The sequence below is a fragment of the Bartonella sp. MM73XJBT.G genome (assembly GCF_028618435.1).
In the GTDB taxonomy this organism is placed as follows: domain Bacteria; phylum Pseudomonadota; class Alphaproteobacteria; order Rhizobiales; family Rhizobiaceae; genus Bartonella.
Genome location: NZ_JAQISW010000008.1, coordinates 1 through 16,760 on the forward strand (window position 1 = coordinate 1; position 16,760 = coordinate 16,760).

At 37.3% G+C, this 16,760-nt stretch carries 9 protein-coding genes and 3 pseudogenes; 6 read left to right on the top strand and 6 right to left on the bottom strand.

All coding sequences use genetic code 11. The features are described from left to right. Both PVV59_RS05645 and PVV59_RS05650 read left to right on the top strand, forming a co-directional pair. Window positions 1–356, top strand: a pseudogene (locus tag PVV59_RS05645) (hypothetical protein); the annotation flags it as partial. 85 nt (window positions 357–441) lie between these two features. Then, the gene (locus tag PVV59_RS05650; RefSeq protein ID WP_273755156.1) at window positions 442–1,350 is read left to right on the top strand and encodes a hypothetical protein; all 909 of its coding nucleotides are present in this window, start codon (window positions 442–444) and stop codon (window positions 1,348–1,350) included. A gap of 657 nt (window positions 1,351–2,007) precedes the next feature. Here the strand turns inward: PVV59_RS05650 and PVV59_RS05655 are convergent. The 5 genes and pseudogenes from PVV59_RS05655 to PVV59_RS05675 form a co-directional block, all read right to left on the bottom strand. Further along, entirely contained in the window at window positions 2,008–2,145 is a 138-nt protein-coding gene (locus PVV59_RS05655; protein ID WP_273755158.1) for a hypothetical protein, read from the bottom strand. 1,503 nt (window positions 2,146–3,648) lie between these two features. Further along, window positions 3,649–5,010 carry an MFS transporter gene (locus PVV59_RS05660; protein WP_273755160.1) on the bottom strand — a complete coding sequence of 454 codons (1,362 nt, stop codon included), beginning with the start codon at window positions 5,008–5,010 and terminating at the stop codon, window positions 3,649–3,651. A 48-nt stretch (window positions 5,011–5,058) separates the two neighbouring features. Next, window positions 5,059–6,315: a cytochrome P450, cyclodipeptide synthase-associated gene (locus PVV59_RS05665; RefSeq protein ID WP_273755162.1), complete on the bottom strand. Its 1,257-nt coding sequence runs from the start codon at window positions 6,313–6,315 to the stop codon at window positions 5,059–5,061. Window positions 6,316–6,365: 50 nt separating this feature from the next. Further along, window positions 6,366–7,109: pseudogene (locus tag PVV59_RS05670) on the bottom strand (tRNA-dependent cyclodipeptide synthase). Between the two features lie 776 nt (window positions 7,110–7,885). Continuing rightward, complete coding sequence (locus tag PVV59_RS05675) at window positions 7,886–8,962, bottom strand: YrzE family protein (RefSeq protein WP_273755164.1); 1,077 nt, start codon at window positions 8,960–8,962, stop codon at window positions 7,886–7,888. Between the two features lie 502 nt (window positions 8,963–9,464). Here PVV59_RS05675 and pyrF point away from each other — a divergent pair. The 3 genes and pseudogenes from pyrF (at window position 9,465) to hisS (ending at window position 13,157) form a co-directional block, all read left to right on the top strand. Further along, window positions 9,465–10,310: an orotidine-5'-phosphate decarboxylase gene (pyrF, locus tag PVV59_RS05680; RefSeq protein ID WP_273755165.1), complete on the top strand. Its 846-nt coding sequence runs from the start codon at window positions 9,465–9,467 to the stop codon at window positions 10,308–10,310. Between the two features lie 602 nt (window positions 10,311–10,912). Next, window positions 10,913–11,271: pseudogene (locus PVV59_RS05685) on the top strand (helix-turn-helix domain-containing protein). Window positions 11,272–11,669: 398 nt separating this feature from the next. Next, window positions 11,670–13,157 carry a histidine--tRNA ligase gene (gene hisS / locus PVV59_RS05690; protein WP_273755167.1) on the top strand — a complete coding sequence of 496 codons (1,488 nt, stop codon included), beginning with the start codon at window positions 11,670–11,672 and terminating at the stop codon, window positions 13,155–13,157. Between the two features lie 511 nt (window positions 13,158–13,668). On the opposite strand, the gene PVV59_RS05695 is transcribed toward hisS, so the two are convergent. After that, entirely contained in the window at window positions 13,669–14,193 is a 525-nt protein-coding gene (locus PVV59_RS05695; RefSeq protein ID WP_273755168.1) for a peroxiredoxin, read from the bottom strand. Window positions 14,194–14,408: 215 nt separating this feature from the next. On the opposite strand from PVV59_RS05695, the gene PVV59_RS05700 reads away from it, so the two are divergent. After that, window positions 14,409–16,037, top strand: a complete 1,629-nt coding sequence (locus PVV59_RS05700; protein WP_273755169.1) for an alpha-D-glucose phosphate-specific phosphoglucomutase — start codon at window positions 14,409–14,411, stop codon at window positions 16,035–16,037. Window positions 16,038–16,760: the final 723 nt, after the last annotated feature.

Genomic DNA, 16,760 nt, shown 5'->3' on the forward strand with positions numbered 1-16,760 from the left:
ATTATGCGCATGTTTCTCATGATGCTGCGGTCTTTAGCTATGCAAGGGTCTATGGTCATGCCAATGTTTCTGGATCGGCTTGCATTTATAGCCATGGCAAGGTTTATAATTATGCTGTTATTAGGGGGCGTGCAAAGATTTATGGAAAGGTTTATGGCTCTGCTAGCGTGGCTGGCTCTTGTGAAGTTTATGGCTCTGTCTATGGCAATGCAAAACTCTCATATTGTGCAAAGGTCTGGGGGCGTGCTTATGGCAATGCAAAAATAAACAAAAAAAGCAAAGAAAAGTTGGTGCCCCAAAATTGTGAGGTTTATGAAAGCGATCATGTTATCAAGATTGTTGATGAAACAGAATAAAGAACGGCATGGGGGGCTTAAAAAAATATCTTGTTTTTGATTATAACTATTAAAAATAGATCAGAATCAGATTAGAAAATCCAATATGGGGGAAATAAAATATCTTCTTTCAGGAGGCTTTTCTCTTATGTTTTGGTTCTCAAGCATAGAAAAAAAATATACATTTACAGATGATATAAGATCAATTGGAGGACACGAGGTTTATCGTATTAAAGCTGTTAAGGATTTTAGTGATGTTAAAGCAGGTGACTTAGGTGGTTTTATAGAAAAAGGAAAAAATTTATCCCATTACGGCGACTGTTGGGTATATTCTGGCGCTTGTGTCTATGGCAATGCCAAAGTCTATGACAATGCTAGAATTTATGGCAATGCTGAAATCTATGACAATGCTAGAATTTATGGCAATGCTAAAGTTTACGGCAAAGCCCGCGTTTATGAGAATGCTAAAATCTGTGACAATGCTAAAATTTATGACGATGCTAAAATTTATGACGATGCTAGAATTTATGGCAATGCTAAAGTTTACGGCAAAGCCCGCGTTTATGAGAATGCTAAAATCTGTGACAATGCTAAAATTTATGACGATGCTAGAATTTATGGCAATGCTAAAGTCTATGAATTTTCAGAAGTTTATGGGAAAATCGGTGCTTTTAGAGCCTATATTCACGAAATTACCGAAGTTTATGGCTGTGCAAAGATTTATGGCAATGCCAAAGTCTATGACAATGCTGAAATTTATGACGATGCTGAAATCTATGACAATGCTAAAATTTATAAAAGCGCAGAAGTTTTTGGTAATGCCAAAGTCTATGACAATGCCAAAATCTATGAAAAATCCAAAGTCTATGGCAATGCTAAAGTTTACGGCTATGCCGAAGTTTATGGCTATTCTTTCATTTATAAAAACGCTGAAGTTTTTGGCAATGCTAAAGTTTATAACGGGACTGCAATTTTAGGTAAGTTAGATTGTGATATCCGAAAACCTAACAATTAAACTATAAATCATCTAGAAAACACGAGATAGTGGATAAATGACAAGCTTTTTCACATTATATAAAAACTCGTAATTATATACTTTAATGCTGTTTTAAAATTTTATTGTTATCTTAAAAATTATCCTCTTATAGAACAATCTAATGTTACTATAACATCTTTAGATTTTGCGCTCGTCAATTTTGGCGAACGTTAATTTGTTTCTTTTTATGCGATTACCAATCCAATCGTTAAAACAAGCTGTGATCTTTAAACGTATGTTATAGATAATTCCAAACGACTAAATTTAAAAACAATGCGATTTTTGAGTGATAAAAACGTATCATAAAATTTATGAACTGTTATAAATGGTAGCTGCTTTTCATTTCATTTGAATACACACATGCGTTATAATATTCACATCATGATTTGCTTTTTATGCTCTATTCATACGTGCCAATCTTTTATAAAAAATGGTCAAATGAATCATGCATAAAAGTGTGGATTCTTAAGTGGATTCATATAAAATAATTACACGCAACATATTGACTTTATTGTGTTTTTTGATATTATACTGTGTACTTTCCTAAAACTGTACGTTTATCTTTTTGTAACTGTAAAATTTTTTCATATAATGATGGATTTAATCCGCTTGGGTCTGGGTCATAATATTCTTTTTCTAAAAATCCCCAAGAAAGTTACCAAGGACTTCAAGCGGTTCTTCGCATTCCACATTGATTGCACGTAGCCATGCTTTAACTTTTTCGGATTTTGTACCTTCTGGAATCTCAGAAGGAGCAAATGATGCAATAAACAAGTTATTTAACTCCTTACACGTATAATGGTGCGCAAACATTGGAGGAAGTAGTCCAATGATTACAGGAGGAATTTTGTTTTTCTGAGAGATTTTTTGCGGAGGTGATAATTGCATTTTATGGCTTTATAATATCAAAAAGTGGTGTGTGGAGTGGTTTTTAGAATATAATTTTATTGTCTGACCTTGTATAGAAGGTCGCGCAACAATTTTGTGGCTTATATAAGATTTGTGAAAGATAAATGCCATATTGTGTTTTAATTTTTTTCTCCTTTCATTGTTATAACAGTGAAGGGGGAATAGTGTGTGATAATTCGAAAAATATAGAATGAGAACAGAAGTATAATTTTGTATTATCGTAACTGCAGTAGCATTCTTTATTGGCAGATTATTTATTAGAGAGAAGGAAGCAGGCAATGCGCATAATCCCTGAACGGAAGGTCTTGTGACAAGAATTTCAATAATGGCATGTTACTAAATGTTGTGTGTGTTCTTTGCTTGTCAGAAAAAGTAGATGGGGCTCTTTATTTGCATAACCGGTATAGAGTAATGAGTAATGCGGGAGGCTAGTTTAAAATCTCGTTTATTCCGTTAAAGCTTACGGTTTTCTATAAAAAGACTGTTTTCATTATATCCGCTGTGAAGCTCGCATACTTGGTAGATGGAAATATACGCGTTTATCGTGTCTGTAAGGGAGCTTGAAGCAATGAAGTTATGTGTAAAAGAGTTCTGAAAAGCTTCTTTTGTCCGTAAATTTTATAAGGAAAATCTAAAGGCAGGAAAATGTTAGAGAAATCTCAGAGCACACTGTAAAAGTAAAAAAACAGCCTTTTTAGAGATGGTTTGCTGTCTGTCATCGTGCATCATGATTTTCAATGTTTTTAAAATTTCCCTCTCAATGAGAGAGGGCTTTTTTATTAAAGTGGGGGAGATTTCTTATAACAGTTAACAATGAGATGGAGAGAAGATGCTGCTTTACCAGCTGTTTTTGTCGCTTCAGTTTCATTTGGACCTATTGCTGTTATGAAAGCATAGTGATTCAATGACTTTGAAAAGGGGAGAATAACATTATCAAGTTTGTAATACAGTGCGATTTTTCACATCGCGGTGTGTGGTAAAAGATGATTAGCATTTATAGGGGCGTGCGCGGGGGCGGGTTCTATATTCTATGCTGGTGCGGTAGGGCGTCTGTTAGCGCATTTATGGAACTATTCCGCATTGAAACGCGTGCTTAATTTCGTGGATCTTTGCAAAGGTCTGATCAGAAAATCCCATATTTTAAGAGGTTTTTAGAGGGATTTAAAAGCACAGAGGTATCATAAAATTACAAACACCGTACGTTACTGGAGGTGATCAATTTTAGAGCTTAAGGAGCTTATCGATTTAGTGTTCTTTCATAAAAATGATAAAGGCTGAGGCAAGGTCGTTGATGGTCTCTAACAGTGCAAATATTATATGATCTCTTATAGAGCATTGCAAATGTTATGCGTTTTTCAAACAAATATATCACAAATCTGAGTTCTTCTCTTTAGGTGATAAGGAGAGTGCGAGGCAAAACAGTAAAAATGCAGCGATAGAGAATATGAAGAATACGATATATGTTTGATTTAAGGACAAGTATTCTTCTGTCAGTGAATGGATCAAAAAACCAGCGAATATACCCCCTAAGGCACCGCCTATTTGCTGTAATATGCGGGTGATAACGGCTGTATCTTTGACGTATAAACGATTGACATATTGGATGGGCGCGGATAGGCATACAATGGTGGTAATGCCAAGTCCTACGCCTCTTAGTAAGAAACCAAGCCCATCTAAGCTTATGTGATAGCCAAAGCATAATAACCCAAAGCTTGATATCACCAAACCAATGCCGATCATGAAAAAGGGCGTTTTTTCTTTCCATTGCTGGTAAATAAATTTTCTTCCAATCCATGCGCCTACCCCTTGCAGCGCAAGGACTGCACCGATGATAAGGAGGCTATTTTTATGGCTTTCTTCTATAGTGGTGGCTAATGGGAAATAAACGAGGAAGCTGTAAAAGAGAAATGAAGCAATAAGCCCCATGATCATAAGCAATGTGTAGCGCGCATTTTTAAATCCGCTAAAGACGATGAGTTTGTTTTTTGCGTTCTGATTAAAAATAATGAATAATATCAGAGAGATCACTGCTATAAGTGCTAGGATATATACGGAGTTGTTGTTTCTATTTGCGGCTTCTGTGAGGTAAAAAAATGAAATAAGGGATATGGAAAATGCTAAAAATGCAAGTAAGTTAAATTTTGTTTTTGCTGTTTCGTTGGTTTTTAAATGTTTTACGCCAATGGCGACAGCTAAGAAAATAAGGGGAATATTGATAAAAAATAACAAACGCCAAGATACATACTGAGCAATTGAGGCACCCACCAGTGGACCAAAGGCAGGAGCAAAAACCGTTGGTACGGCTACGGAGCCCATAGCTTGGCGCACCCGTTCTTGTCCAAATTGTAAGGCAATAATGGTTTGGGTTAGGGGCAACAAAAGGCCTGTTCCAAAACCTTGAACGATACGGGCTGATATAATGGTTTGAAAATCATAGCTTAATCCTACCCCCAATGATCCAAGCATAAAAATGCAGTTTGCAAGAAGCCAAGTCTTTTTAATCCCTATTCTCCCCTGTACAAAAGCTGCAATCAACAGTCCAGGAACAGTGGCAAGAAAATAGGAGGTTACAACCCATTGTATATTATCGTTCTTTGTTGAAAAATAACGCGCAAGGTCAGGAAGGATGACATTAACAATGCTTCCATCCAGCAAGGGAAGTATACTGGAGATAATGACAGTATAGATGACATACTTTTCTGATTTGCTATAGGAATCTTTCTTCTGCATTATTATGCCCCTTGCTAGATATTATTTATATTGCTTGTTTCCCATAAATCATAGGCCTTGAGAATGAATACCTGTTTGTGAGGATTGTGATATCGGGGTGAATGTGATTGGGAGTGCTGATGGCCCTCTTGTATACAATCCTTCCTCTTCCAAAAGAAAGCCATCGATTAAACTAATCTTAAGGAGTTTATCGAGGAGTCTATTCGCTGTCAGCTCTATTTGCATAAGAGCAAAAGCAGAACCTACACAAATATGTATGCCTGCTCCAAAAGCTAAATGGTTTGCGGTCTTTATAAGATCTGGTTCAGTTTTACGGATCCGTTTGCGTTTTGGGATAAAATTATTGGGCTCCATAAAAACATTAGGATCGCGGTTTGCTGCTCCAATCATGCAAAAAATGAGAGAGTTAGCTGGCAATGAGATCCCTGCAAACTCCATTGCTTGATTGGTCTGGCGAGGTATAAGTTGAACAGGAGAAGTGAGGCGTAATGTTTCTGTTATAGCATCGCCAAGAACTGTTCTATCGTTTTGGATTTTTTCTAATTCATTCGGGTTTGTGAGCAAGTGATAAAAAAGATAAGCTAATGTTTTATCAGCAGGTTCTATGGCAGCCAATAACATGTTAAGGACGAGAGCAACTATTTCAGAAGTTGTCATATTATTGCCATCATCTGTTTTCTGGCATAAAACAGAGATTAAATCTTCTGATGAATTTTTATCCCATTCTTCTATCAGCGGTGTGAGATAAGAAATGATATTTTTACTACATGATAAGCTGAATTCTTTTTCCTCATCTGATTGGTTAAGGCTGGTAACAAAAGATGCGATACCCTTGTGCCATATCGATATATCCTTGTAGCGATCTATCGGTAGACCTAAGACCATTAATGTAACAAGCACACTATAATCTTTTCCGAATTCATTCATAATATTTATTCGCCCCTTTGCAAGATAGGGCATGAGAAGCCGGTCTATTGTTTCTTCAATAAGGGGAGCATAGCGTGTGCGAAACATTTTTCCGGTAAGTTTTGACAAGACAGCGTGTCGCTTTTTATGATGCTCATCTCCTTCCATTTGTGCCAAAACACGATCACCCATGACTGGCTCCGCTCGCACGGCTAAGGGGGCTGTTGTAAAACGGACATCCTTCAAAATCGCGTTGACATCTTCATATCTGCCAAAAAAATAAGCTTTAAGATTTTCATCCCAAAGAACAGAATTAGAAGAATGGATAGCTTGGTATGTTTTATATGGATTGTTTTGGAAACTTTTATCCATAATGTTGAATTGAATAATGTGGCGCATTATACTCCCCCCTTGTTTTTTTAATCATAAATTAACTCTTTATCATAAATTTATGTACATATCGAAACAATTCCGTGGCCTTGTTGTTTATCAACATAGAGAGGAGGCTCGCCTCTGAGCAACAATTCTCCTACTGGCCATTCACGATGGTAGACTAAAATTGAGCTTTCTATGTTAAGGAGAGATGGAGTGTTTATGTAGAACGGTATTTCATCAAAAATATATTCAATAGAAATATCTGTTGTTTCCAAACGGTTTATTTCTTCAGTTGACAATCCCACACTTTTTGCCTGATGTCCAACCGCTTGGATTGACATTTTAGTGCATAACGAACTAAATTTTCCGTTTTTTTTTGTACAGATCTATAGCTTTTGATTTTAGTATTTTGTAATTTTCACTTTGCTTATATTGAGAGAAGTCAAGAACGTGAAATAATTTTTCTAAATTATTAAAACTTTGAATATTGTATAATAACTTTGAATATTGTATAATATACGTCTTATACGATTGAGTTCCTTTTTTGTTTTTCTCTCTGCTTTAATTTTAGTTGCTCCAGATGCTAATATAAGAAGCATCGCTGATTCTATATCGGGGAGCAATATGTCAATGCTATCGAATTTTTTTGCACACCAATATATGAGCTCAGTAATATATTTTTCTGAAAATCTTGAGTTAAATGGGCTTACGCCAATCATAACATGCTGCTTCATCGCGATTAAACGCGAGCAATTCTCCGATTGTCCCCTTATAGAAAACGAAAAATGATCATTGACATCTATTTTTTGTAAACTCACTCTTCCCCCCCTATCCCCACATTATATAGCAATTAATGATTACAAGATCCTGATTTATAAAAAATAAATGATTAATCATCTCATCACATGAACTTATAAAATAAATAAATTGCTTTGTAAAGATTATAAAGGATCGTTGATCCGTTAAGTTACCATAAGATATACATGAGGATTTTTACCACTCACTTTAGTCATTAACATGGGTGTGTTTTCTAAACTTAACGGCTTGGATTTGATGTTTATTCAATGCTGGTAAGAGAAATTGGACACGTATCAAATTGAAGTGCTGGTAAATGGGTAGTCGTATAGAAAAATATTTGTTGAGAGCAAAAATGTATCGCAGAAGCCTTTTAGTGGTAGTCTTTTGATTTTTGACAAGGATACGTGATATTTATGCACTTTGAGCAATGCAATACTAGGAGAGGAAGTTCTCAGTAATCATTAAAATAAATGAGGTTATCATCATATTATATCGTGGATTTCGGGGCTTATGAAATTTAAAAAAAACGTATACGTATAATATCTATAGCTGTCTTATTCTAAAACCGACAAGAGTAGAGTTTTTTCAATGAAGGTTGTGCTGGGGGCTTTGTCGTGTTGTTCACTTTTATAAAAGCTGTATTTAAATTTTAAAAATTCTGGCTGCGTTAAAAAGAATAAAAAAAAATCAAGAAGATTTCGCCAAGGGAATACTTATTGTTATGATTAAGTCTTGCAAGAAAAAGCTGTACAGAGTGTACAGCTTTTTTTAAAGTGTTTGTTTAGAGGTATAAGTTTTAAAGTTTGAAAATATCCTTACGGCTTCTGTAACCATAATAACCACAAACACTGGAAATAATGGCGCCTATCAGACTCCCTAAAAAGCCCCACCATCCCATGTGTGATGCTTTTGTCGTGGCTTTATCAGCTATGTGAAGTGCATCTTTGGCCCGGGCATCAAGCTTTTGAGACAAGGTATCGGTTTGTTTTTCTAGTGCCTTGAGGGTTTGTTCTGTTTTTTCTTCTGCCCCTTGATAGAGTTGAACGGCGCGGGTGGCTGTCGTTTGTGCCTCTGTACGCGACATGCCATTGTTCATCAGGGCTTTGATGATATCGCTTTGATTAACTTTTTCTGTCAGTGTTTCTAGGCGATCAGAAAGGCTATTCCCTAGATTTTTCAGAGTTGTGCGATAATGCGAAGGATCATTTTTGAAAGCGGTGATTGCAGAACCAATATCGTTGAGTGCAGCCTGATAAGTTTGTTTCAAGCGATCAAGATTGAGAGCCGGAATATCGCTTTTTTTGAGAAGCGTACGCAATTCATTGCCCAATTTATCAAAATTAATCCCATTATCACGGTTTTCTGCAAAAAACTTTTCAAAATTTTCGTTGTTTAATTTTGCAAGAAGAGAGGGGAGGTTATCGACGGTTTGTTCTATCATAGAAGCGCTTTTCCCAACTGCTTTAGCGCTTAAGTTTGCTGTACTCGAAACCACGTGGATGGCTTGGAGGGTCATTAGCAATGTTATGAGAGCCCAAGTTAAGAAACCATGAAGAGCCCCAGAGATTTCAGCAAAACGCCCAGCAACAAAGCCTCCACTTGCAAGGCTTATCACCATAACGATGAGAGAGCCAATACCCATTGAAAGGAGAGAACCTCTAAAAGGGGAGGACGAGGTAAAGTCCATTTGGCTTAAGCCTAGAGCGGCTATGAGGAAAGAAAGGCATATTGAAACGGCAAGAGCTGTAACCAGTCCAGCAAAAATGGCGGACCATGAAATAGGGGTATGAAAAAATGAATATTTTTTGTCTAGAGATGTTTCTTCTAGAAAATTCGTATCGAAAGGTGTTTTTTCAGGAATGCGGGTTTCCATGTTTTATCTCCTTGAATATGCTGGAGATATAATGTCTTTTAGCCAATTATGTTCCAAAGTTTATTGCCCATCATGGATAATTAGGCTGCTAAAGGTGAATTGGAGAAAACTAAAGTTAAGATTGAAAACATCATGGTGAAACTTTTTTAATTTTTGTTTAAACGCATGATCGAGCACTTTAGTTGAGTGTAAAAAAGAAGTGTGAAAAAGATAATATGGAAAGCTTTACGGAGACTATCGAACGAAATAATATGGCGTGTTTTTTTGTTTGTATTCTGTCATAAAGTTTAAATTTTTCATTTCATGATAATGTCTTAATTGATAAACATCCGATAGGCTTTGTGAATGGGAATATCTTTTATAAGTTAAGAGCAGATTTTGTCTATGAGAGTTCTATATGAGAGTGCTTTCTTAAGGAGGGGTAGGATTGTATTCTTTTGACAAATGCTTTTCTTTTTGATTGTATCAAAAAGTTTAAAGAGAGGACGTAGTAGGATATCAAATGTTTTGTTCAGCTTTTTTTAAAAATAGTGAAAAATATGGCCCCCTTTGTGTTGGATTTGACCCGAGTCATAAAGTTTTACAAGCATGGAATTTGAGCTGCGATTATAAAGGCTTAAAAGATTTTTGTGATATCCTCTTAACAGCGGTTGTAGGAAAGGTGGGGATCATCAAGCCGCAAGCTGCATTTTTTGAGTTATATGGGGTGGAAGGACTTCAAATTTTGAAAGAACTCATTGAAAATGCACAAAAACAAGGTTTGTTGGTTCTTGTTGATACAAAAAGAGGGGATATTGGCTCTACCGCTGAAGCTTACGGTAAAGCTTGGCTTGGTGCCGATAGTCCTTTCAAAGCTGATGCTATAACAGTCAATCCTTTTTTAGGGTTTGATGCTCTCATTCCTTTGATAAAGATTGCAGAAGAAACAAAAACAGCGGTTTTTATGGTTGTTCAATCGTCTAATCCTGAGGGAAAGCAAATTCGAAATGCTCGCATTGGGGATCAAACGGTTTCTGTTCATTTGGCACAGAATATTGTTGACTATAATAGTCAATCTTCAAGTCAATATCGCCATATTGGTCCTATCGGTGCCGTGATTGGCGCAACATTAGGCTGTGACGCAAAAGAGACAATTGAGCAGCTAGAAAATAGCTTGTTTCTTGTTCCGGGCATTGGAGCTCAAGGGGGAACAATAACACAATTAACCCAGCAGTTTCCTCAAAGGCTGTGGCAGAATATTATTCCTTCAATTTCAAGGTCAATTACAGAGGCTGGTCGAAAGAGTGCTGATTTAAAAAATGTTATTCATAACTTTGCTGAACAATCTAAAAACACACTTCTCTCTTAATTTTTGGATTCTTTCTCTAAGGGAGAAGGCTCTTCCTAACCAATCTTCCTTATAAAAAGATTTCACTTTCTGATTGCATATGGGGGGCTATCCTCTCAATGACGATGTTTTTGTGGGATAGTAGAATAATTATTCAGCTGGAGCTCGTGTGAAGGATAAAATAAAAGTTGTTTTGTATTGTTTAAGGAGCCTATCTAAGGGGGTGGGTTTGAGAAACAAGGGTGAGAATCCTTTCGTGAAATGCGGGTCGATGATGGTATGATTTTGATGCGTGCATGTTAAAGAATTTAAGACGCCGATAATTTCTCATTAAAAATAAAATCTGCGATCTCCTGAAAAACTATTTTTATTGCAAAAATCTTGAAATTACTTTACACATTAAAAGATGATTTTGGTCGCATACGTGGCGACCAAGTGGGCCTTGAAAACCCTAAATCCCTAGCGTAAAAATAACCTCACTATTGTGGGTATCCCGGAGTTCTGGGAGTTTTTGCACTGTCTAGGTGCATTTTCGCACTAAAAGAAAAAAAGCTGATTAGGTTTCAGTACTTTCAAACTCCTGGAATACTCATGCGAGGGCGCTCGCACTAGGTGGGGGGCGAATGCAAACTCAGAACCTTAATATTGATCTTTTTGTCGGCAAAAAATTCGCTTGAAGCGAAAAATGTTGGGGATTCTTAAAAAAAACATTAGGAGACACTTTAGGTGTGAGCTTCCAACGAATCCAGAAATATGAAAAAGGCTTAAATCGTGTGAGCGCAGGACGTTTAAAGGAAATTTCCGATATTTTGAATGTTCCGGTTTCCTTTTTTACACTGATATCACTACAAACGAAAATGCTTCATACCCTTATGATGAAATCGCCTCAAACAGAGAGGAATATTTGCTTTTAAAAAGTTTTAGAGTCTTGACCTCTGTCAAACAAAAAGCCATTTTAAAATTGGTTTCTGATCAGAATTAAAAACGTTTTACATGATGTATGGCGCTATCTTCTCTCTATTTCTTTCTTATCTTAAAAGATGCGGATTTTTCATGCACCCTGACTTTTAAAAAAAATCATTTGTAAAACATCTGGTGTTTTTTCTAACACCTTTCATTTGGCTGGGTTTATATGAATAGAGACGACTTCTTTTCATAAAGATTTATGAAAGTGTCTAGAAACGTCTCATGGCAATAATGCGCTTGTTTTTCTTTGACCTTTGAACGGTTTTTAAAGATAAAGATTAGTTCTACCGATCTGTAGATGATAGAAGGCCTCTAACATGTTGTTAAAAGCTTTGAGGGCGATAAAGTCATTGCAGCGTTTGTTGCTATGAGATAATGGTTATCCGTGAACACATATTGTTGCTAGAGAATAACATGTCATTAAAACAAGAAAAAACCAAAGCCCGTTTACCCCGTGGTTTTGTGGATCGTACAAGTGCACAATTGTATGCTACTGAAACCATGATTGCGCAAATTCGTGAAGTTTATGAACTTTACGGTTTTGAAGCGCTTGAAACCCCCATTTTTGAATATACGGATGTGTTGGGGAAGTTTTTACCTGATTCAGATCGCCCCAATGCAGGGGTTTTTTCGCTCCAAGATGATGATGAACAATGGATGTCTTTACGCTATGATTTGACGGCTCCTCTTGCCCGTCATTTTGCTGAAAATTTTGAAACGTTACCAAAACCCTATCGCAGTTATCGATTGGGGTTTGTTTTTCGTAATGAAAAACCTGGACCAGGGCGGTTTCGGCAATTTATGCAATTTGATGCGGATATTGTTGGAACACCAACTGTTGCGGCAGATGCGGAAATTTGCATGATGGCAGCCGATAGTTTGGAAAAATTAGGTATTGCACGCCATGATTATGCCATTCGTTTGAATAACCGAAAAATTCTGGAAAGTGTTTTGCAGTTGATTGGTTTGGCGGGAAATGAGCAGGTTGATCGGCGCTTAACCGTTCTGCGAGCAATGGATAAACTGGATAAATTTGGACCGGAAGGCATACGTTTGCTTTTAGGAAAAGGACGTTTGGATGAAAGTGGTGATTTTACAAAAGGGGCTGAACTTCAAGATAAAGAGATTGAATGTATTCTTTCCTTACTCACGATAGAAGCAAAAACGGCAGAAGAAACGCTTGATGCTCTCAGAAAAATCGTTGGTCAAAGTGCGCAAGGGCTTGAAGGGGTTGGCGAGCTTGAGGAAATGCATGCAATCTTTGCGGCCAATGGGTATCATAATCGCATTAAAATTGATCCTTCGGTGGTCCGTGGATTGGAATATTATACGGGACCTGTTTTTGAGGCGGCATTGCTTTTTGATGTTCTCAATGATGATGGGCAAAAAGTTGTCTTTGGCTCTGTTGGGGGTGGGGGACGTTATGATGGGCTGGTTGCGCGTTTTCGTGGGGAAAATATTCCGGCAACAGGCTTTTCAATAGGGGTTTCACGTTTGATCGCTGCTTTGCAAAATCTTGAAAAACTGCCAGCAAAAAATACGCATGGACCTGTTGTGGTACTGATGATGGATAAAGAGCCAGAAGCTGTTGCACGCTATCAAAAAATGGTCATGCAATTGCGAAATGCGGGAATTTGTGCGGAACTTTATTTAGGAGCATCGGGAATTAAAGCGCAGATGAAATATGCTGATCGGCGAAAAGCGCCTTGTGTGATCATCCAAGGGTCACAAGAACGTGAGAGTGGAAAAATACAGATCAAAGATTTGATTGAAGGGGCGCGTTTGTCTCATGAAATTAAGGATAATCAAACATGGCGTGAAAGCCGTCCTGCGCAAGTGATGGTGGATGAAGAGCAATTGGTGCAAACAGTGCAAGATATTTTAGCAACCCAAAAACGGTAATGGTTTTGTAAAAGAAATTGCTGCGGAAAGCTTGAATATTTCCCCTTCAATTTTATGGAACTACCCATGAATACGATAACGATAAAGTCCTCAATAATATAAAATCTATTGAGAATATAAAATTTATTGAGCCCCATCTTTATACTTATGAAGGAGTAAACCGGCATCACCATCACAAACTTGCCAGTCTTAGGATGTTGCGGACCAACCCCTTGGCATTTCTCGACGATTCATAAAAAGGCATTTTCGTTCTTTCTTGTACAATTTTTATTCACACGCTAACTTTGCTTGTGACGTGCAAGCCAATGGTTTTCATTGGTCTAAGATAAACAGATTTGAAATGGAAGAATATGACGTTAGGATTTTACCCAAGTCGAATAACACTTAAATAATCATGATCAATCAAAATATTGTGTCGAAGAGATGTTTTTTAAAAAACACAAACGACACAAATTTTCTTTTCTAGAGAAATTTGTGTCGTAAAATTTAAATAGACGATTTTGAGTTGAAGTTAGCTTTTTAAAGCTTTTAAAACATTTTGTGGTGAAGAAACTTCATAAGGGTCGGTTGCGCAATTGTCTGAAAAACCTGCTTCTTCGAACCATTGTTCAATCACACCATCATTAATCACAGCAGCATAGCGCCATGATCGCATACCGAAGCCAACATTGTCTTTTGCAACCAGCATACCTATTTTGCGTGTGAATTCACCAGAACCATCGGGAATTAATTTCACATTTTTGATATTTTGTGTTTTTCCCCAAGCATTCATGACAAAAGCATCATTGACCGAAATGCAATAAATTTCATCAATACCAGCTTGTTTAAATTCATCATAGAGTTTTTCAAAATCGGGTAGCTGAAAGGTTGAGCAGGTGGGGGTAAAAGCACCAGGAAGAGAAAAAAGAATAACGCGCTTTCCTTTAAAGTAAGCATCGCTTTTAACCTCTTGCCACCGATAAGGATTATCTCCACTCACTGATTCATCGCGGACACGTGTATGAAATGTAACATTGGGAACTGTTTTTTTTATCATAAGGATGCTCCTGTATTTTTTATGAAAATTGTGTTTTAAAACAACCCTTGTATCTAAAACCACATGGAAAGAGCGTTTCAAATAAAAGGGCTTTTTAAAAAATTTTGATCTTTATCAAGTGTGCAAATATTTCATTGTTCCGTCAAGTGGAATTAATGGTCGACTTTGAATACTCTTCATCTTAAAGTTAAAGAAAAGAGTATGAAGGGATGAACATGACCATAAAGACAGTTTTAACCACGGCTTTTGAGGGGCAAAAACCGGGAACGTCTGGTTTGCGTAAAAAAGTGTCTGTTTTTCAACAACCCCATTATGTGGAGAATTTTATACAGTCTCTTTTTGAGAATATTGGACCTCTTGAAGGAAAGCTATTGATTCTTGGGGGAGATGGACGCACCTTTAATCGGACACTTCTTCAGATTGTGTTGAAGATGGCGGCGGCGCATGGTGTTTCTCGTATTAAAATGGGGAGGGGCGGTATCCTTTCCACACCTGCTGTTTCGCATCTTATTCGTAAATACCATGCGCATGGTGGAATTATTCTTTCTGCAAGCCATAATCCTGGTGGTTTAGAGGGAGATTGTGGGATCAAATACAATATTTCCAATGGCGGCCCCGCACCTAATTCTCTATGTGAGGCTATTTTTGAAACATCGCAATGTCTTTCTTTTTATAAAATTCTTGAAGCGCCAGATGTTGATTTAGACCGGCAAGGCGTGACTTTTATGGGTAATATGCAGATTGAGATTATTGATCCTGTTGCCGATTATGTAGCTTTGATGCAGGAAATTTTTGATTTTGACTGTATTGCTAAAGCTGTCGCTAAAGGTCTTAGTCTGCGGTTTGATGCCATGCATGCGGTAACAGGACCTTATGCCCATGAAATTTTTGAAAAATGCTTAGGATTTTCTAAAGGGACGGTGGTCAATGGTCTTCCTTTGCCAGATTTTGGAGGCGGTCATCCAGATCCCAATTTGGTTTATGCTAAGCCTCTTTATGATTTATTGATGTCAGAGCAAGGACCAGATCTTGGCGCTGCGTCTGATGGCGATGGTGATCGTAACCTGATTATTGGACGTCAGCAATATGTCTCACCTTCTGATTCTTTGGCAATTATGGTAGAACATGCCGATCTTATTAAAGGGTATCAGCAAGGCATTGTGGGGGTTGCGCGCTCTATGCCAACAACACCTGCTGCAGATTTGGTTGCTAAAAAACGTGGATTAAACTTTTTTGAAACGCCAACGGGATGGAAGTTTTTTGGAACGCTTTTGGATGCTGGAAAAGTAACCTTTTGTGGTGAAGAAAGCTTTGGAACCGGCTCTCATCATATCCGCGAAAAGGATGGTTTATGGGCTGTTTTATTTTGGTTAAATCTTTTAGCGGTAACAGGAAAAACAGTTGCACAAATTGTTCAACAGCATTGGCAGAGCTATGGGCGCTTTTACGCACAACGTTATGATTATGAAGAAGTTGAAGAAGACAAAGCTTTAGCTTTACTAGAACATTTGCGGCAGCACTTACCACAAGCTGGAACAGAACTTTTTGGATTTTTGGTCAAAAAAGCAGATGATTTTACCTATCATGATCCTGTTGATCAAAGTGTTAGCACACGGCAAGGGATCCGTATTTTTTTCGAGAATGGTGCACGTTTGGTGGTTCGTTTATCGGGAACAGGGACGTGTGGTGCGACCTTACGGCTTTATTTTGAACAATATGAAGGAGATCCGCGCAGATACAATTTAAATCTGCAAGAAGTTCTGCAACCTTTGCAACAGGTCGCCTTAAAACTGTTAAACATACAACAAGAATTGGGACGAGAGCGCCCTGATATTATCACGTGAGATCATTGGAATATTTTTTGCAAAGCTATCATGATTGATTACATTATGGTTTTAGAGGGAGGAGAGTTTTAGAGGAATGATTTTACTTATCATAAGAGAGAGCCTCTATTTTCAGGTTCGTTTTATTTTTTCTACGTTTACATATGGCGGACTTCCTCAAACTGTTGGATTCTTAAAATAGAGGTGGTGGGTCATCATAATCTGGCATAATTTGAGCCTTTATGCCCAATGATTTCTGGGTGTCTCGATAAAGGTACTTTCTAAAAGAGTCATAGAGGGGATGTCCTTTACCTCAAATAGAATATTATCTAGAATATTATCGTTGTTTTACTTTTCATATGTTTGTTTTAAGGAGAGCCTTTCTCAAGATACAAGAAACCATCTGATATATGCTATTCATGAAGAGGATAACAATCCATTGAGTACCATCATTTTTACCTTTATGAAGGAGAAAAGTCATATCATCCGTTTCAATGTTAGTTCTTGCATTTGATGGCGTTTTTTAAGTCTTTTCTTAATCATTTTATACAGTTTTTCCCTTTTGTAATATGCAAGCGAAAGGCTTTGGTTAATTCAATATAAGAAGAATCTTATGGTCTACGGGGACATTGTATAATGTTATAAACGCATCGGTTGTTGAAGATGATTGCATTTGTGAATACAGGTGGCTGATCGAGAGGAAATAAAAGAACATGTTTTTCTAAAATAATGGACAATAAGCCC